This window comes from Sphingomonas sp. BE138 (genome assembly GCF_031456125.1).
GTDB lineage: Bacteria > Pseudomonadota > Alphaproteobacteria > Sphingomonadales > Sphingomonadaceae > Sphingomonas.
In genome coordinates this window covers 412,822-429,456 of sequence record NZ_JAVDUC010000001.1, presented here as the reverse complement: position 1 = coordinate 429,456, position 16,635 = coordinate 412,822, and the positions used below count along the sequence as shown (strand labels likewise).

The window sequence follows — 16,635 nt, the reverse complement described above, 5'->3', positions numbered from 1 at the left end:
CGCTATCTCCTCAATTGACCCATCCGCCGTCGATGACGTGCACCGCGCCGGTCGTGAACCCCGCCTCGTCGCTCGCCAGATACGTGGCGAGCGCCGCAATCTCGTCGGCGCGCCCCAGCCGCCCCATCGGCTGCCGCGCGACGAACGCCGCCTGCGCGGCTTCGTAGTCGCCGGTATCGCGCAACCGCTGCTGGAGCGAGGGCGTATCGACCGTTCCCGGGCAGATCGCGTTGCAGCGGATGCCCTGCCCGACGAAGTCCGCCGCCACCGATTTGGTGATGCCGATCACGCCCGCCTTGGTGGCGGTATAGGCGAAGCGATTGGGGATGCCCTTCACCGAACTGGCGATCGACGACATGTTGACGATCGCGCCGCCGCCCGCCGCCAGCATTTCCGGCAGCACTGCGCGGATCGTGCGGATCATGCCGGTCATGTTGATCGCGACCGCCTGCTCCCATTCGGCATCGGTCAGGTCCAGGATCGTGCCGGCGTGGACGATGCCGGCGATGTTCGCCAGCACGTCGATGCGGCCGATCTCCGCGACCAGCGCCGCCGCCTGATCGGCATTCCGGACGTCCAGCACATGACGCTCGCAGCCGTCGAGCCCCGCCAGCGCGGCCATGTCGATATCGGTCGCGATCACCCGCGCGCCCTCGGCCAGATAGCGCTCGGCGGTGGCGCGTCCGATGCCGTTGGCGGCCGCGGTGACCAGGGCGACCTTCCCCTTCAAACGACCTTCCACGCAACGGCCCCCTTCAACGACGATGTGCAGCGACCGGCAGGCACGCCGGCCCCACCGGGTCGAACGCCTTGTAGGTCAGGATGAATTCGCGGTGTCCCAGCGCCTCGGACACGCTCTGCTGCCCGCCGGCGACCGCTATGATCGTGTCGACGATCTCGGTACCGACCTCGTCCAGCGTCGCCGCGCCTTCCAGGATGCGGCCGGCGTTGATGTCCATGTCCGCCGCCAGCCGCCGCGCCGTCTCCGGGTTGGCGCAGATCTTGATGACCGGGGCGATCGCCGAGCCGACCACCGATCCGCGTCCGGTGGTGAACAGCGTCAGGTGGCACCCGCACGCGATCATCTCGACGATCTCGGCATTGTCGGAAATATTGGGGAAGCCGAAGCGCGGCTCGCCGTCCGGGACGACATCGAGCAGGTAGAGCCCGCCCGCCGGCGGTACGTCGCCCGGCTTGATGATCCCGCTGATCTGCGACGACCCCGACTTGGAATAGGCGCCCATCGACTTTTCCTCAAGCGTGGTCAGCCCACCCTCGGCATTGCCCGGCGCGAAGCTGCCGAAGCCCATGACGGTATAATAATCCTCGGCCTTGCGGACGCAGGCGACGATCTCCTCGCCCAGTTCGGGGGTGATCGCGCGATCGGACATGATCGCCTCGCACCCGACCAGTTCGCCGGTCTCCTCGAAGATGCAGGTCGCGCCGTCCGCCACCAGCCGGTCGAACGCGCGCCCGACCGCCGGGTTGGCGGTGATCCCGCTCGTCCCGTCCGACCCGCCGCAGATGGTGCCGACGATCAGTTCGTCGACCCGCATCGGCACCCGCGGCACGTCGGCGATCTGCGCCTTCACCCGCGCGACCGCCTCCAGCCCCGCCGCGATCGTCGCCGCGGTGCCGCCGGTCTGCTGGATGACGAACAGCTCGACCGGACGCCCGCTGGCGCGGATCACCTGTTGCAGATGCTCGCGGTCGAAGCTCTCGCATCCCAGCGACACGATCACCACGCCGCCGACGTTGGGATGCGTGGTCACCGCCTCCATCACCCGCGCGGCGTACGCGTTGGGGTAGCAACCGGGGAAGCCGATCAGGTGCACGTCGGCGTCGTCGGCCTTGTCGACGATCTTGCGTGCCACGTGGTGCGCACATTCGACCAGATAGGCGACCGCTACGGTGTTGCGGATGCCCTTGCGCCCGTCGGCGCGCTGCCATGCCTCGATCACGCGCCTTGCTCCGTCACGGTGCTGCGCGTGTGCGTGGCGATATAATCGCTCTTCATGTTGTGCATATGGACCCATTGCCCGGCGTCCGCCGCATCGGTCATCGAGCCGATCGGCGCGCCATATTTGATCACCTTGTCGCCTTTGCGCAGCACCGTGCGTGCTATTTTGTGACCGACCGTGACACCCTCGCGCGCCGGAATGGTACCGCCCGACACCGTCAGGATATCGCCTGCCTCGATCGGCGCGACGCAGATCAGCACGTTGTCGTCGGGATGCAGCAGGATCAGCTGCTGCGGCGCACGCGGGCTCAGCGCGTCCCACAGGCTGTCGGGAACCGCGACTTCCGTCCGCGCGACAAGATCGGCGACCTCGCCCGGATTGCCCAGCCCCGCCAGCACGCACGCAACCGCCGGATGACGCAGCGGAAACTGGATCGCCGCTGCCGGCAGCGACACGCCCGCCGCGGCACAGGTCTTCGCCATCGCCCGCGTCCGCTCGACCAGCGCGGCGGGCGGCGCGGCATAGTCGTAATGCGCGGCCGCCGGGTCGGACTCCGCCGGGTCCCGCGCCAGGATGCCGCTGTTATACGCCCCCCCGATCACGACCCGCACGCCCATCTGCGCGCACCGATCGAGCAGCCGCGCCGCGCTGCGGTCGAGCAACGTATACCGCCCGGCCAGCAGGATGACGTCCAGCGGCACGTGGTCGAGCAAATCGTCGCAGATCGCGATCTCGTTGACACCGATGCCGATCGCGCCGACCGCCCCTGCCTCGCGCAGCGCGACCATCGCGCCGAAGCCGCCATCGAGAAAGTCGCGAAGGTGCCGGGCGTGCTCCGCGCCATGCGTCACCGCCCCCAGATCGTGCGCCAGGAGCACATCGATCCGTTCGCGCCGCAGCCGCGCGACGCTGGCATCGAACGACCGCCGCACGCCATCGGCACTATAGTCGAACACCGGCTCGAACGGATCGGCCTCGACGAAGCCATGCCGCTCGCCGCCGGCGTCGGTCGGCACCAGCAAGCGTCCGACCTTGGTCGACACCGCGCATGTGCCCGCCGGATCCAGCCGCGCCAGCGCCGCGCCCAGCCGACGCTCGGCCAGTCCGAAGCCGTAATGCGGCGCCGTGTCGAAATAGCGGATGCCGGCATCCAGCGCCGCGGCGACCGTCGCCTCGGCCATCGCATCGTCGACCGCGCGGTACAGGTTGCCGATCGCGGCGGTGCCCATGCCATAGCGGGGTAGCTCATCGCCGCGCGGTGCCGCGCGCGTCGGCGCGACGATGGACGATGGCTGCTCAATCATGCGACGCTTCCTCTCTGGACGTCGCCTTGCCGCACGATCGCCCGCGCGGCACGGTTAGGCGCTTGCCGCAGGAATTGAAATGTAAAAGTTGCTTTCACCGGTAGCTGACATGGCAGCGCTGGCATGCGGATCGCACCCCGGCTACGGTGAGCCGATCATGACCACCCCGCCGCGTTACCAGGCTCCGGCCCTCAAGAAGGGTCTGGAGATCCTCGAACTCCTCGCCACCGCCGAACAACCGCTCTCGATGTCCGACATTTCCGGCGCGCTCGGCCGGTCGGTCGGCGAAATCTTCCGCATGTTACAGGTGCTGGAGGAACATCGCTACATCGCGCGCGACGACGACGGCTACCGACTGACCAACCGCCTGTTCGCGCTCGGCATGGGCCGCCCGCCGGTCCGCGACCTGACCATCACCGCCCTGCCGGTGATGAACGCGCTGGCGCGCGCCACCGGGCAGAGTTGTCACCTCGCCGTCGCGTCGGGTGCGGAAATGGCGGTGATCGCCGGGGTCGAGGCGCCCGGCCTGTCCGGGTTCGCAGTGCGCGTCGGCTATCGCCGCCCCCTGCATCGCTCCGCCTCCGGCCGCGTCCTGCTGGCGTTCCAGGCTCCCGACGTGCGTGCCGCGATGCTTGCCGATATCCGCGCGGCGGGCGGCGACCCCGACACGGATACGTTGCCCGGCCTGCTCGACACGCTGCTCGCGGAGGGCGGCGGCGCAACGCCCAGCCCGGTGCTCGACGGCATCACCGATCTGTCCGCGCCGATCCTGGAGCATGACGCGGCGCGCGCCGCGCTGACCATCCCCTATGTCGCCGGCCCGGCTGCGCTGGTGTCGCTGCCGGATGCCCGCGTTCTATTGCAGGACGCGGTACGGGCGATCAGCCGCCAGCTGCAACCCACGCTCGACTGACACCGCTCGAGAAGGCGCCGCCGATGCGGGGTCTCTTGGCAAAGACCCGCCGCGACCGTAATTGTCTTACAAAACGACACGAACGGGAGGATCATCGTGCACCAGGTCGGCCATCGTCGGACTGCGGCTTTCGTCGCCGCGCTGCTCGCGGGCGTCTCGACGCATGCCGCGGCACAGGACCATCGGTCGCGCCCGCCCGCCCCGCTCCAGCCGCAGGTCGACGCCGCTCGTCCCGACTGGGAGAACCCGGCGGTCAATTACATCGGGCGCATGCCCGCGCACGCCACCGGCTTTCCCTTCGAAACACGTGCGAAGGCGCTTGCCGGGCACCGCACGCAATCGGCCCGATTCCTGTCGCTGAACGGAGACTGGCAATTCTCCTTTTCGCCCGATGCCGACCAGTTGCCGACCGGCTTCGAACAGCCCGGTTTCGACGCGTCGCAGTGGAAGAGCATCAAGGTACCCGCCGACTGGCAGACGCAGGGCTATGACCAGCCGCGCTACAACAACATCACCTATCCCTTTCCCGCCAATCGCCCGCTGATACCGCACGCCACCAACCCGGTCGGCTCGTACCGCCGCACGATCGAGCTGCCCGCAGGATGGAGGGGCCAGCAGGTGGTTCTCCACATCGGGGCGGCAGGCTCCGCCTATAAGGTCTGGGTCAACGGCCAGCAGGTCGGCTATGCCGAAGACAGCAAGCTGCCGTCCGAATTCGACGTCACACGGCTGGTCCAGCCCGGCGCGAACACCGTCGCGATCCAGGTGTTCCGCTGGTCGGACGGCAGCTATCTGGAGGATCAGGATTTCTGGCGCGTCTCGGGGATCGAGCGCGAGGTTTATCTGATGGCTGCGCCGCCTACGCGCATCCGCGACGTCTTTGTCCATGCCGGGCTCGACGAAGCGTATCGCGACGGGAGGCTGTCGATCGATCTGAAGCTCGCCCCCGGCGCCGCCGTCAGCGCGCGCTACGTGCTGATCGATGGCGACCGCATCGTATCGCAGGGCCGCACGGCGATCGCCGCCACGCCGGGCGAGCGCACCGCGACGCTCGCCGCCACGCTTCCGAACGTCCGCACCTGGACCGCCGAGACGCCCAACCTCTACACCCTGCTCGTCGAACTGTACGACGCCAAAGGCGGACTGATCCAGTCGACGCCGCAGAAGATCGGTTTCCGCACCGTCGAGATGAAGAACGGGCTGGTCAGCGTCAACGGCAAGCCGATCACGGTCCGCGGCGTCAACCGCCACGAACACGATCCCGAGACCTTCCACGTCGTCAGCCGCGAGTCGATGGAACGCGACATCCAGCTGATGAAGCGTAACAACATCAACGCGCTGCGCACCTCGCATTATCCCAACGATCCGTATCTCTATGAATTGGCCGATCGCTACGGCCTGTACGTCATGGACGAGGCGAACATCGAGAGCCACGCCTATATGGAGATGGGGAATAACTTCCCCGGCCAGCGTAGCGTCTATCAAATCGGGTTCGATCCCGCCTGGAAGGCCGCGCACGTCGACCGCGTGCTCAACATGGTCGAGCGTGACAAGAACCACCCTTCGATCATCTTCTGGTCGCTCGGCAACGAGGCGGGGATCGGTCCGAACTTCGCTGCTGCCGGCACCGCCGCCAAGGAGCGCGACCCGGCGCGCCTCATCAGCTATCTCGGCTGGGGCACCTATGAGGGCGTCGGGCAGCACCGCCCGAACTGGTACGCCGACATCTACGCGCCGATGTACGATCCGGTCGCCAAGATGCAGGACTACGCCACCAACTGGAACTACAAGCAGCCGATGATCCAGTGCGAATATGCGCATATGATGGGCAATTCCGGCGGCAACCTGAAGGAATATTGGGACACGATCTACGCGCACCCCGACAAGCTGCAGGGCGGCTTCGCATGGGACTGGGTCGATCAGGCGATGTACCGCTATACCAGCGACGGCCGCCGCTATTGGGGTGACGGCGGCGAATACGGGCCGAACCCGGGCGGCGACATCGAATTCGGCGACGGGATGCTCCAGGCCGATCGCACCCCCAACCCGCAGCTGTACGAGGTCCGCAAGGTCTATGCGCCGGTACAGTTCACCGGCTACGACGTCGGCATCGGGCAGCTGACGGTCGCCAATCATCACGATTTCCTCGGCGCCGACGCTTATGATTATGCGTGGGAGTTGCTGGAGAACGGTGTCCCCGTCGCGCGCGGCACGATGGCGGCGCCGACCGTCGCCGCGCACCAGAGCGCGCGCGTGGCGCTCACCCCGACCGGATACACCCGCCGCCCCGACGCGGAATATTTCCTGACCGTCAGCTACCGTGCGAAGGCGGGCGTCACGCCCGGCGTGGCGGCGGGCACGCTGGTCGGCTGGGAGCAATTCGCGCTCGGCGCAACGCCGCCCGGCATAACGATCGCCGACAATGGCCCGGTCAAGCTCGACAACCGCGGCGGCACGGTGCGGCTCAGCGCAGGCGACACCGAGCTGGTGATCGACCGCAAGACCGGCCTCGTCGATCGCTATGCCAAGGGCGGTCGCCTGCTGCTGTCGGGCGGCGCCCCCAATTTCACGCGCGCGCTCACCGACAACGACCTGGGCGTCGGCACCGAAAAGCGCGCCATCCCGTGGCAGCGCGCCAGCACCGAGCGCGTCGTGGAGGGCATCGACACCCGGAAGCTGCCGGGTGGCGGCGCGGCGGTGACCGTGCGTTGGCTGACCGGCGGCAACGTCGCGCGCTTCTCGACGCGTTACCAGATGGCGGCGGACGGCAGCGTCGCGGTGACCGGCGACTTCCAGCCGCTCGACGCCACGCTCGGCGACCCGCTGCGGGTCGGCCTGTCCTATGTCACGCCGCGCGACTACCGCACCGTGCAATGGTACGGTCGCGGTCCGCACGAAAGCTACAGCGATCGCAAGACCTCCGCGCCGGTCGGCCTGTGGCGCGGGGACATCGCGGCGCAGAACCACGACTATCTCCGTCCGCAGGAAACCGGCAACAAGGTCGACGTGCGCTGGATGGAGCTGGTGCGCGGCCCGGACGGCGGCGTGCGCGTCACCGGCGACCAGCCGTTGTCCATGAACGCGCTCGCTTTTCCCTATGCCGAGCTCGACCGCCGCACGCCGGGCACTCGCAAGAGCACCGACATCGTTCCCGGCGCGACCGGCAGCCTGCTGATCGACGCGGTGCAATCCGGTGTCGGCGGCGATACGCAATGGAGCGACTGGGGCCGCCCGCTCGAGCCCTACCGCATCAAGGTCGCACCGCTCCGCTACGGGTTCACGCTGTCGCCGATCGCCGACGACACCCACGGCACCGGCGCGAAGCCCGCGACCGCCACGGGAGAAGAATAGCTCCCCGCTCCCTTCGCTCCCGTCATCCCCGCGCAGGCGGAAATCCAGACGCGCAGGCCCTTCGATAGGAATACCGGCCTCAAAGGCTGCGCACCGCAGGAGCACGGGAATGACGAACACCAACCGTCATTCCCGCCCGCCCACAAACCCCTTGTGCGGGCCCACCCACCCGCGCGATGCGTTGATCCTCGTGCCGCAGAGGACCGACGTTATGGCCACCGACCTGCCCGCCGACCCGCTCAAGCCCGGCCGCCTGCGCGCCGCGGCGCGGTTCGGCTGGCTGGCGCTCGGGGCCTTGTTCGTCGCACTCGGCGTCATCGGCGCGCTGTTGCCGCTGATGCCGACCACCATCTTCCTGATCCTCGCCGCCGGCTGCTTCGCCCGCTCCTCGCCGCGGCTGGAGACGTGGCTGCTCGACCACCCGCGCTTCGGCGCGACGCTGCGCGCGTGGCGGCGCGACCGCGCGATTCCGCGTCGTGCCAAAACGCTCGCCTGCCTCGGCATCGCTGCCGGCTTCGGTGTCTTCCTCGTCACCGCGACGCCGCACATGCCGCTCGCGCTCGGGGCGGCGGCGGCGATGGCGGGTTGCGCGCTCTTCATCCTGACCCGGCCGACCGCACGCTGATGGTCGGCCGGGTCAGGCGCAAGGCCGGGCTCGCCGAGGCCGAGGCGCTGGCGGAACGGAGCGACGCCACGCCGCTCGTTTGTGCCTTATGTGGGCGCCCGCTCGGCCACCGCGTTGAATGGCACCATGTTATTCCGCGCAGCGAAGGTGGCACCGATACCGTTCCGCTGCATCCCATCTGCCACCGCGCGGTCCACGCCGCGGCGGACAATGCCACGCTCGCGCGCGCCGGCACGCTCGACGCGATCCGCGATCTTCCGCCGCTCGCGCGCTTCCTGCGCTGGATCGCAGACAAGCCGGTCGACTTCCACGCACCCACACGGCGGCGCCGCGATCCGGCACAATAAGGCGGGATTGCGGCGCCGGAACATGACTGTGGCGACGGTGCGGCCAGTTCGTTCACCCGGCGGACAGGAAGCGTGGCTTTGGCGCAACAGTAAGTTTGTTCCGCGCGCCTCACGCGCTTTTTGCCGCAACCAAGCCGGCGAGGCGTGGTTAGAGCAGTCCCCGGCCCGGTCGCGCCTGTGACGCGATAAACCGGGCAACGAAACTGTATTGAGGTACTATATGCGTAAGCTCGTTCTTGCGGCCGTTGCCGCGTCCGCCGCGTTCGTCGCCACCCCGTCGCTGGCGCAGGACGCCACGACGACCACCGACACCACGATGCCGGCCGATACCGCGACCGCTCCCGACGGCACGCGCGCGTTCGGGATCGAGCCCTATGTCGCCGTGCGTGGCGGCTGGGAAGAATTCCAGAGCGACAGCGTTCCGGGTGCGCCGCGCCAGAACAAGCTGAACGGCTCGCTGGTCGAGGGCCTCGCCGGCGTGAACCTGCCGCTGGGTCCGGTATTCGTCGGTGCCGAGGGCAACGTTGCCAAGGGCGTTTCGGGCGACATCGACTGGCAGTACGGCGCCGCCGGCCGCTTCGGCTTCCGCGCCGGTGACAGTGGCCTGATCTACGGCAAGGTCGGCTACCAGTGGGTGAACTTCGACAAGCGCGTCAACACCGACCGCGACTTCCACGACGTGACCTACGGCATCGGCTTCGAGGTCGGCCCGAAGGACATCGGCCTGGGTGGCATCACCAGCAACTCGGGCATCCGCCTGCGCGGCGAAGTGTCGTCGTTCGGCTGGACCAACAGCTTCCGCCCGACGCTGGGCATTGTCGCGCACTTCTAAGCGCAGACGACAGGGTTTCCGGCCGCCAAGGGAGCACCAGGCGGTCGGGCCGCACCAGTAGCGTTTCGTGCGGGGGAGCAAGGGCGGGGCCAGGTGGCCTCGCCCTTTCCCATGTCCGGGTCAGCGCGCTGCGCCGCCCGGCATCCACTCGCGCAGGATCGCATTGACCGCCTCCGGTGCTTCCTGCTGCACCCAGTGCGACACGCCCGGTAGGTGGCGGATCGTCAGGTCCGGCACGAATTCATCGGTGCGCTCCAGCGTCTCCAGCCCCAACGCGCTGTCTTCGTCTCCCCAGATGATCAGGGTGGGCACGTCGACGCTTCCGCCGTTGGGCAACCAGCGCGGCCGCGGATTGAGCGGCGCCGCGCGATACCAGTTCAGCATCGCGGTCATCGCGCCCGGCTGTAGCGCCGCGCGAACGTACACATCGACGATCTCGTCCGGGAACTTGGACAGGTCGACGGCGCGCCGCGCGAACATGCGGCGTAGCGCGGCGCCCTCGTTGCTCAACAGCATCCGCTCCGGCAATTCCGGCGTCTGGTACGCTTGCAGATACCAGCTTCGCCGCTGCTGCGGCCAGAAGCGCAATGCGCGCGCGAAGCAGCGCGGATGCGGCATGTTCATGATGACCATGCGGTCGAGCGGTCGGATGCGGTGGATCGCGAACGACCATGCGATCACCCCGCCCCAATCATGCCCGATCAGCGTCAGCGTCTTGGCGCCGCTGGCATCGAACAGCGCGGCGACATCGGCGACCAGTCGGTCGATCCGGTAGGCATCGACGCCCTCGGGCCGCGAGGAGGCGCCATAGCCGCGCTGGTTAGGCGCCCAGACGCGGTAACCCATCGCCGCCAGCAGCGGGATCTGGTGACGCCAGCTGAACGCCAGCTCGGGGTAACCGTGCAGGCACAGCGCAAGGTGGTCACCCGCCCCGGCCTCCACCACCTCGAAGGACAGGCCGTTGGCATCGACCGCGCGAACGGCCATGCCGCTGTCGCTTGCCGGCTGCCAACTCGGGATCATCCGGGCATGGCCCGGCACGCGCGCTTTGCCACAGACATCCTCGCTCCTGCCGCGCCATCATAGATGATGGCGAGGTCGCGGCAAGTGACGTCTGGGTCAGCGTCGACGCCGGCCCCGCGGCGGCGCGGCCTGCGCGATCAGCGTGGCGAGCAACGCCCGCGCGGCGGCGGTTTCCGCCTCCTGCTTGCTGGCACCCTCCGCGCTGATCTCGTCCTTGCCGACCGCAACCCGCACGGTGAAGCGCGGCGCGTGGCCGGGACCGGAGCGATCGACGATGCTATAGGCGGGCACCGCACGCCGGTTCGCCGCCGCCCATTCCTGCAACGCCGACTTCGGGTGTTGCGGCGCCTTGTCCTCGGCATGGATGCGATCGGCCCACAGCCGCCGCACCGCCGCCCGGGCCGCATCGAGCCCGGCGGTGCGATACAAGGCGCCGAGCAGCGCCTCCATCACGTCGCCGAGCAGATTGTCGCCGTGCTGCGCGCCATCGTCGCGCGCCTGCTTGCCCAGTCGGACATGCGCGACCGCGCCGATCCCGCGCGCCACCTCCGCACACACCGTTCCGGTCACCAGCGCGTTGAACCGCTTCGACAGATTGCCTTCGGGCTCGTCGGGGAACAGCTCCCACAGCCATTCGGCCATGATCAGCCCCAGCACGCGGTCGCCCAGAAACTCGAGCCGTTCGTAGCTGTCGCCCGCCTGCCCGGCGGCATGGCTGGAGTGGGTCAGTGCGCGGACGAACGGCGCAGGATCGTCGGGGCGGACGCCCAGCGCCTCGCCGACCCACGCCGCCACGTCGTCGGCCATGCTCAGAAGCCGTGCCCGATCCGGCTGAACCGCGCCGCCGACACCCACGTCCACGGCTTCAGCCATTCCGCCGACCCGTCGGTCGACCAGAAGGTGACCAGCGCCTTGCCCTCGATCCGCTCCATCGGAATGTAGCCCATCCCTTCGGGCGGCGCGAAGCGACTGTCGGCGCTGTCGTCGCGGTTGTCCCCCATCAGGAACACGTCGCCGGCCGGCACGGTGTACAGGTCGGTATCGTCCGCGACCGGCAGATCGCCCTGGTCCAGCACCTCGTAGCTGCGCCCGCCCGGCAGCGTCTCGCGGAAGCGCGGATAGCGGCAGATCGCCTGCCCCGTCGCATCCACGTCCTGGAACTGCGCGCCGCACTTCTCCGCCGGGAAGTTGGGCGTCAGCGGCACGATGAAGTCGGCAACGCGCTGCTTGGGGATCGCCCTGCCGTTCAGGAACAATTGCCCCTGCTTCATCTGGATCGTGTCGCCCGGCAACCCGATCACGCGCTTGATGACGTCGTGATCGTCCGGCTCCATCGAGCGGAACACCACCGTGTCGCCGCGTTCCGGCGTGCTCGCGAAGATGCGCCCGGGGATCAACGGGATCCCCCACGGAAGCGACCAGCGCGAGTAGCCGTAGTTCCACTTGGAAACGAACAGATAGTCCCCGATCAGCAGGCGGGGCAGCATCGATTCCGACGGGATCGAGAACGGCGAGAAGATGAAGCTGCGCAGCACGAACACGAACAATGCCAGCTTCAGCAGGAAGCGGATCGTCTCGGCGGTTTCGGAACGCGCGGGCTTGCCGGGGGCAGCGGGGGTGGCCATGAAGCACCGCGTCGCGCAACCGCCGCCCCGCGTCAAGCGGAGCCTTGCCCGGGATGGAAGGTTGTGGCCCGCATATGGTCAGAAGGAACATGCAGATGGCGGATTGGTCGAAGATCGAAGCGCTCCCGCAGGAACGACTGGAGACGCTGTTCGCCAACGATCCCGAGCGGCTGGCAAAGCTGTCGCTCGACGTCGCCGGCATCCACTTCGACTGGTCGAAGACGCATCTGACCCCGCAGGCGGTGGCGGCGTTCGAGGCGCTGGCGAAGGAATGCGACCTCGCCGGCAAGCGCGAGGCGGTGTTCGGCGGACAACACGTGAACGTCACCGAGGACCGCCCGGTCGAGCATACCGCCGAGCGCGGCGAGGGCAAGGCGGAGAGTGTGTCGCGCGCGGCCTCCTATCACGCACGGATGCGCGCGGTGATCGACGCGATCGAGGACGAGGCGTTCGGCCCGATCCGCCACGTCCTGCACGTCGGCATCGGTGGCTCGGCGCTCGGGCCGCACCTGCTGGTCGATGCGCTCGGTCGCGACAGCGACCGCTATGACGTCGCGATCGTCTCCAACGTCGACGGGATGGCGCTCGACGACGTGTTCGACCGCTTCGACCCGGCCACGACCCTGCTGGTGGTCGCCTCCAAGACCTTCACCACCACCGAGACGATGATGAACGCGGACAGCGTCATCGCCTGGATGACCGGTGCGGGGGTCGAGGATCCGTACGGCCGCGTGATCGCGCTGACCGCCTCGCCCGAAAAGGCGATCGAATGGGGCGTCGACGAGACTCGCATCCTGCCGTTCTCCGAAGGCGTCGGCGGACGCTATTCGCTGTGGTCGTCGATCGGCTTCCCCGCCGCGATCAAGCTCGGCTGGGAGCAGTTCCAGGAACTGCTCGACGGTGCCGCGGAGATGGACCGCCACTTCCGCCTCACCGCGCTGCACGAGAACGCCCCCGCGCTCGCCGCCTTCGCCGACCTCTATTACACGCAGGTCCGCCATGCCGAGACGCGCGCACCCTTCGCCTATGACGAACGGCTGCGGTTGCTTCCCAGCTATCTCCAGCAGCTGGAGATGGAATCGAACGGCAAGGGCGTGACGGTCGACGGCCAGCCGGTCGGCCGACCGACCTCGCCGATCACCTGGGGCGGGGTCGGCACCGATGCGCAGCATGCGGTGTTCCAGCTGCTCCACCAGGGCACGCACCTCGTGCCGGTCGAGTTCCTGGCGGTCATCGAGGCGGGCGACTCGCTGTCGCCCGAACATCATCGCCAGTTGCTGCTCAACGCCTTCGCGCAGGGTGCGGCGCTGATGAAGGGCAAGCATGCCGACGATCCCGCCCGCAGCTACCCGGGCGACCGCCCGTCGTCGACGCTGCTGCTCGACCGCCTCGACGCGCGGACGCTGGGCGCGCTGATCGCCTTCTACGAGCACCGCGTTTTCGTGAACGGCGTGCTGCTCGGCATCAATTCCTTCGACCAGTTCGGCGTCGAGCTGGGCAAGGAAATGGCCAAGGCGGCGGCGAGGGGCGGTGGCGACTTCGACCCCTCCACCACCGACCTGATCGCGCGCGCCGGACTGGCGTAAGGGCACCGTGCCGATTATGTGTATGGCTCTGCGGAGCCATACACATGCGGACCAATATCGATATTGACGATGCGCTGATGGCGGAGGCTATTGAGGCGTTGGGCGTGAAAACCAAGCGGGAGGCGGTTACCAAGGCGTTGCAAAATGCCGTGCGCGCGAAGCGCCAGTTGCGCGCTTGGGACGGGTTGCGCGGTCTTGGCTGGGAAGGTGACCTCGACGACATGCGAACCAGCAAATATATCCCCGCCGAGTGAACGTTTTCGTCGACACCAGTGTCTGGATAGACCTACTCGCCGATCGCCATACGCTTCAGACCGAACGTGGACGGGCGTTGATCCTGTCGGAGCACGACCTGCTGATCGGCGATTTGATCCTCGCGGAAATCCTGCAGGGGACACGCGATCGGCGCGACCACGATCGAAAGCTCGCGATGCTGGACGCATTTCCACCTGTCACCGTCGTAGATCGGCAGATCGCGATCGAAGCGGCCCACCATTACCGCACCTTGCGCGCGCTCGGCATCACCGTTCGCAAAACGATCGATACGCTAATCGCCACGCGCTGCATCCTCGACAACATACCGCTGCTCTATAGCGACCGCGACTTCGACCCATTCGTCGCGCATCTCGGGCTCCGTTCGGCGATGACCTGACCCTGCTGTCCTACACGCCCCGTCACTGCTAACAGCGGCACCATCCGGTCCCCGCCGGTTCAACATCCAACGCGCGATCGTCTCAACTTTCGCAACATTCGTTACTCCGGAGCCTGTCATGTCCGACTTCGACTACGACCTTTTCGTCATCGGCGCGGGGTCCGGCGGCACGCGCGCGGCGCGCGTGTCGGCGGCGCACGGCGCGAAGGTGGCGGTCGCGGAGGAATATCGCGTCGGCGGCACCTGCGTGATCCGCGGCTGCGTGCCCAAGAAGCTGCTCGTCTACGGGGCGCATTTCGCCGAGGATCTGCGCGACGCCCGCCACTTCGGCTGGGACGTGCCCGACGATTGCGCGTTCAGCTGGCCGCGACTGCGCGACAACGTGATGAAGGAGGTGGACCGCATCAACAAGGCCTACACCACCACCATCGAAAGCTCCGGCGCGGAGATCATCCACCAGCGCGCGACCGTCTCCGGCCCGAACGAGGTCACGCTGGCGGACGGCACGAAGAAGACCGCCCGGACGATCCTGATCGCGGTCGGCGCGCATCCCGCGATCCCGGAGTGTCCGGGGCACGAACATGGCATCACCTCGAACGAGGCGTTCCATCTGGACGCAGTGCCCAAGCGGGTCCTGATCGCGGGCGCGGGCTATATCGCCAACGAGTTCGCGGGCATTTTCCACCAGCTCGGCGCCCACGTCATCCTGATGAACCGCACGCGCGAGATCCTGCGCGGCTACGATCTGTCGATCCGCGACCGGCTGCTGCAGATCAGCCTGATGAAGGGACTGGAGTTCCGCTTCGACGCCGCTTTCCAGGGCATCGAAAAGCAGGACGATGGCTGCCTGACCGTCCATATGTCGAACCACGAGCCGGTGACGGTCGACCTCGTGATGTTCGCCACCGGCCGCAAGCCGAACACCTTCGGCCTCGGGCTCGACACCGCCGGAGTCGCGCTCGACGATCACGGCGCGATCGTGGTCGATGCCGACAATCGCTCGACCTGCCCGTCGATCTACGCGATCGGCGACGTCACCAACCGCATCCAGCTGACCCCGATCGCGATCCGCGAGGGGCAGGCGTTCGCCGACAATATGTTCGGCGGCAAGCAGGTGGTGGTCGATTACGACTGCGTGCCCTCGGCGGTGTTCAGCCATCCGCCGCTGGCGGGCGTCGGGATGACCGAGGCGCAGGCCCGCCAGAAGCTGGGGTCGGTGAAGGTCTATTCATCGGATTTCCGCCCGATGAAGAACGTGCTGGCCAACCGCGACGAGCGCGCGCTCTACAAGATGGTGTGCGACGGCGAGACCGATCGCGTGGTCGGCATCCATATGATCGGCCCCGACGTGCCGGAGATCATCCAGGCCGCCGCAGTGGCGGTGAAGGCGGGGCTGACCAAGGCGCAGTTCGACGCGACGGTCGCGCTGCACCCGACGATGGCGGAGGAGCTGGTGCTGCTGAAATAGCGTACGGTGCCGCGACGAGGGCCTAAATAACGGCGCCGCGCACCGCCGGTATCACTGCCGCGGTCATCCGGGCGAGGCAGACGAGCCGGTCGGTGTCGTCGGTGACACGGATCGTCCAGACCTGCGACGACCGGCCGCGCGCTTCGCTGATCGCGGTGGCGTAGACGAAGCCTGCACCGACCGGCCGCAGGTGGTTGGCGTTGATCTCCATGCCCACCGCAGCGGACTGCAGGGGATCGAGCGTCGCCATCGCCGCGACCGAGGCGACCGTCTCCGCCAGCGCGACGGACGCGCCGCCGTGCAGCCGCCCGTGCGGCTGGCGGGTCCGCTGGTCGACTGGCATCCGCGCGCGCAGCCAGTCGCCCCCGACCTCGACGAACTCGATCCCGAGCAGCCCGGGCATCGACCCGGCGCAGGCGGCCGTCAGCGCGGCCAGATCGACGGGGGCATGCCAGATGCTCAAGCGGTATCTCCGAACGGAAGGATCGATTCATATTGCGGGCGCGGCGGCGCCCCCGGCACCACGGCACCGCGCCGCAGCAGGAAAGCATGACGGACGATCTCCGCCTGCTGCTCGATTCCGTAGCGCTCCAGCCGCCAGCCGGGGCGGATGGTATAATCGTAGCGGCAGAACGGATGACGCTTCAGCGGCAGGAAAACGCCGCGCTGATGCTGCCAGATGTGGCACATCTCGTGGATGAACAGCCCCTGCCGGTCGAGCGAGGCGGCACCGAAATCCTCGCACCACAGGTCGCCGTGCGGGTGGAAGTGGATGCAGCCGCGCGGTGCCATCACGACGTCGCGCGGCTGGAAGAACGCCCATTTGCGATGCGCCAGCCGCACTGCGGCGTAATCGACGGCATCGCCGTATACCGACCGGGCGAGCGTCACCTCCGCCTCGGTAAGCCCGCGCGTCGCCATCAGCAGCGCAACGTCGTGGAGACGGTC

At 68.1% G+C, this 16,635-nt stretch carries 17 protein-coding genes and 1 pseudogene; 9 read left to right on the top strand and 9 right to left on the bottom strand.

Features of this window, described 5'->3' with window-relative positions:
• Positions 1-10: 10 nt before the first annotated feature.
• From J2Y58_RS01850 to J2Y58_RS01835, 4 genes and pseudogenes are all read right to left on the bottom strand, one after another.
• Positions 11-742: an SDR family oxidoreductase gene (locus tag J2Y58_RS01850; protein WP_310097842.1), complete on the bottom strand. Its 732-nt coding sequence runs from the start codon at positions 740-742 to the stop codon at positions 11-13.
• Positions 743-755: 13 nt separating this feature from the next.
• Entirely contained in the window at positions 756-1,961 is a 1,206-nt protein-coding gene (locus tag J2Y58_RS01845; protein ID WP_310097839.1) for a UxaA family hydrolase, read from the bottom strand.
• Positions 1,958-2,272, bottom strand: coding sequence for a UxaA family hydrolase (locus J2Y58_RS01840; protein WP_310098343.1), 315 nt, complete (start codon positions 2,270-2,272; stop codon positions 1,958-1,960). Before J2Y58_RS01840 ends, J2Y58_RS01845 begins: the two co-directional genes overlap by 4 nt.
• A 66-nt stretch (positions 2,273-2,338) precedes the next feature.
• Positions 2,339-3,142: pseudogene (locus tag J2Y58_RS01835) on the bottom strand (aldo/keto reductase); the annotation flags it as partial.
• 232 nt (positions 3,143-3,374) lie between these two features.
• On the opposite strand from J2Y58_RS01835, the gene J2Y58_RS01830 reads away from it, so the two are divergent.
• The 5 genes from J2Y58_RS01830 (at position 3,375) to J2Y58_RS01810 (ending at position 9,333) form a co-directional block, all read left to right on the top strand.
• The gene (locus J2Y58_RS01830) at positions 3,375-4,178 is read left to right on the top strand and encodes an IclR family transcriptional regulator (RefSeq protein ID WP_310097835.1); all 804 of its coding nucleotides are present in this window, start codon (positions 3,375-3,377) and stop codon (positions 4,176-4,178) included.
• 96 nt (positions 4,179-4,274) lie between these two features.
• The gene (locus tag J2Y58_RS01825; RefSeq protein ID WP_310097832.1) at positions 4,275-7,529 is read left to right on the top strand and encodes a glycoside hydrolase family 2 TIM barrel-domain containing protein; all 3,255 of its coding nucleotides are present in this window, start codon (positions 4,275-4,277) and stop codon (positions 7,527-7,529) included.
• A 211-nt stretch (positions 7,530-7,740) separates the two neighbouring features.
• A complete protein-coding gene (locus J2Y58_RS01820; protein WP_310097829.1) occupies positions 7,741-8,154 on the top strand; it encodes a YbaN family protein in 414 nt (137 codons plus the stop codon).
• Complete coding sequence (locus tag J2Y58_RS01815) at positions 8,154-8,501, top strand: HNH endonuclease signature motif containing protein (RefSeq protein ID WP_310097826.1); 348 nt, start codon at positions 8,154-8,156, stop codon at positions 8,499-8,501. Before J2Y58_RS01820 ends, J2Y58_RS01815 begins: the two co-directional genes overlap by 1 nt.
• Before the next feature lie 220 nt (positions 8,502-8,721).
• Positions 8,722-9,333: an opacity protein gene (locus J2Y58_RS01810; RefSeq protein ID WP_310097823.1), complete on the top strand. Its 612-nt coding sequence runs from the start codon at positions 8,722-8,724 to the stop codon at positions 9,331-9,333.
• A 120-nt stretch (positions 9,334-9,453) separates the two neighbouring features.
• Here the strand turns inward: J2Y58_RS01810 and J2Y58_RS01805 are convergent, their stop codons facing one another.
• From J2Y58_RS01805 to lepB, 3 genes are all read right to left on the bottom strand, one after another.
• Complete coding sequence (locus J2Y58_RS01805; protein ID WP_310097820.1) at positions 9,454-10,320, bottom strand: alpha/beta hydrolase; 867 nt, start codon at positions 10,318-10,320, stop codon at positions 9,454-9,456.
• Positions 10,321-10,452: 132 nt separating this feature from the next.
• Positions 10,453-11,163 carry a ribonuclease III gene (rnc, locus tag J2Y58_RS01800; RefSeq protein ID WP_310097816.1) on the bottom strand — a complete coding sequence of 237 codons (711 nt, stop codon included), beginning with the start codon at positions 11,161-11,163 and terminating at the stop codon, positions 10,453-10,455.
• A 2-nt stretch (positions 11,164-11,165) separates the two neighbouring features.
• On the bottom strand, positions 11,166-11,981 hold the full coding sequence (gene lepB / locus J2Y58_RS01795; protein WP_310097815.1) for a signal peptidase I: 816 nt from the start codon (positions 11,979-11,981) through the stop codon (positions 11,166-11,168).
• Positions 11,982-12,076: 95 nt separating this feature from the next.
• Between lepB and pgi the strand changes: the two genes are divergently transcribed.
• The 4 genes from pgi (at position 12,077) to gorA (ending at position 15,687) form a co-directional block, all read left to right on the top strand.
• Positions 12,077-13,567, top strand: coding sequence for a glucose-6-phosphate isomerase (gene pgi, locus J2Y58_RS01790; protein WP_310097813.1), 1,491 nt, complete (start codon positions 12,077-12,079; stop codon positions 13,565-13,567).
• A gap of 44 nt (positions 13,568-13,611) precedes the next feature.
• Positions 13,612-13,821 carry a type II toxin-antitoxin system VapB family antitoxin gene (locus J2Y58_RS01785; RefSeq protein WP_310097810.1) on the top strand — a complete coding sequence of 70 codons (210 nt, stop codon included), beginning with the start codon at positions 13,612-13,614 and terminating at the stop codon, positions 13,819-13,821.
• Entirely contained in the window at positions 13,818-14,219 is a 402-nt protein-coding gene (locus J2Y58_RS01780) for a PIN domain nuclease (RefSeq protein ID WP_310097808.1), read from the top strand. The genes J2Y58_RS01785 and J2Y58_RS01780 overlap by 4 nt, the downstream gene beginning before the upstream one ends.
• Positions 14,220-14,337: 118 nt before the next feature.
• The gene (gorA, locus tag J2Y58_RS01775; protein ID WP_310097805.1) at positions 14,338-15,687 is read left to right on the top strand and encodes a glutathione-disulfide reductase; all 1,350 of its coding nucleotides are present in this window, start codon (positions 14,338-14,340) and stop codon (positions 15,685-15,687) included.
• A 22-nt stretch (positions 15,688-15,709) separates the two neighbouring features.
• Here the strand turns inward: gorA and J2Y58_RS01770 are convergent, their stop codons facing one another.
• Together J2Y58_RS01770 and J2Y58_RS01765 are read right to left on the bottom strand one after the other, a co-directional pair.
• The gene (locus J2Y58_RS01770) at positions 15,710-16,150 is read right to left on the bottom strand and encodes a hotdog fold thioesterase (protein ID WP_310097802.1); all 441 of its coding nucleotides are present in this window, start codon (positions 16,148-16,150) and stop codon (positions 15,710-15,712) included.
• Complete coding sequence (locus J2Y58_RS01765) at positions 16,147-16,608, bottom strand: vgr related protein (protein WP_310097800.1); 462 nt, start codon at positions 16,606-16,608, stop codon at positions 16,147-16,149. Before J2Y58_RS01765 ends, J2Y58_RS01770 begins: the two co-directional genes overlap by 4 nt.
• Positions 16,609-16,635 lie beyond the last annotated feature (27 nt).

What these genes read in the sequence shown, in the direction of transcription:
- J2Y58_RS01830 (WP_310097835.1), top strand. Translation starts at nt 3,375, where the DNA reads ATGGCAGCGCTGGCATGCGGATCGCACCCCGGCTACGGTGAGCCGATC.
- J2Y58_RS01820 (WP_310097829.1), top strand. Translation starts at nt 7,741, where the DNA reads ATGGCCACCGACCTGCCCGCCGACCCGCTCAAGCCCGGCCGCCTGCGC.
- J2Y58_RS01815 (WP_310097826.1), top strand. Translation starts at nt 8,154, where the DNA reads ATGGTCGGCCGGGTCAGGCGCAAGGCCGGGCTCGCCGAGGCCGAGGCG.
- J2Y58_RS01810 (WP_310097823.1), top strand. Translation starts at nt 8,722, where the DNA reads ATGCGTAAGCTCGTTCTTGCGGCCGTTGCCGCGTCCGCCGCGTTCGTC.
- J2Y58_RS01805 (WP_310097820.1), bottom strand. Translation starts at nt 10,320, where the DNA reads ATGGCCGTTCGCGCGGTCGATGCCAACGGCCTGTCCTTCGAGGTGGTG.
- rnc (WP_310097816.1), bottom strand. Translation starts at nt 11,163, where the DNA reads ATGGCCGACGACGTGGCGGCGTGGGTCGGCGAGGCGCTGGGCGTCCGC.
- lepB (WP_310097815.1), bottom strand. Translation starts at nt 11,981, where the DNA reads ATGGCCACCCCCGCTGCCCCCGGCAAGCCCGCGCGTTCCGAAACCGCC.
- pgi (WP_310097813.1), top strand. Translation starts at nt 12,077, where the DNA reads ATGGCGGATTGGTCGAAGATCGAAGCGCTCCCGCAGGAACGACTGGAG.
- J2Y58_RS01785 (WP_310097810.1), top strand. Translation starts at nt 13,612, where the DNA reads ATGCGGACCAATATCGATATTGACGATGCGCTGATGGCGGAGGCTATT.
- gorA (WP_310097805.1), top strand. Translation starts at nt 14,338, where the DNA reads ATGTCCGACTTCGACTACGACCTTTTCGTCATCGGCGCGGGGTCCGGC.
- J2Y58_RS01765 (WP_310097800.1), bottom strand. Translation starts at nt 16,608, where the DNA reads ATGGCGACGCGCGGGCTTACCGAGGCGGAGGTGACGCTCGCCCGGTCG.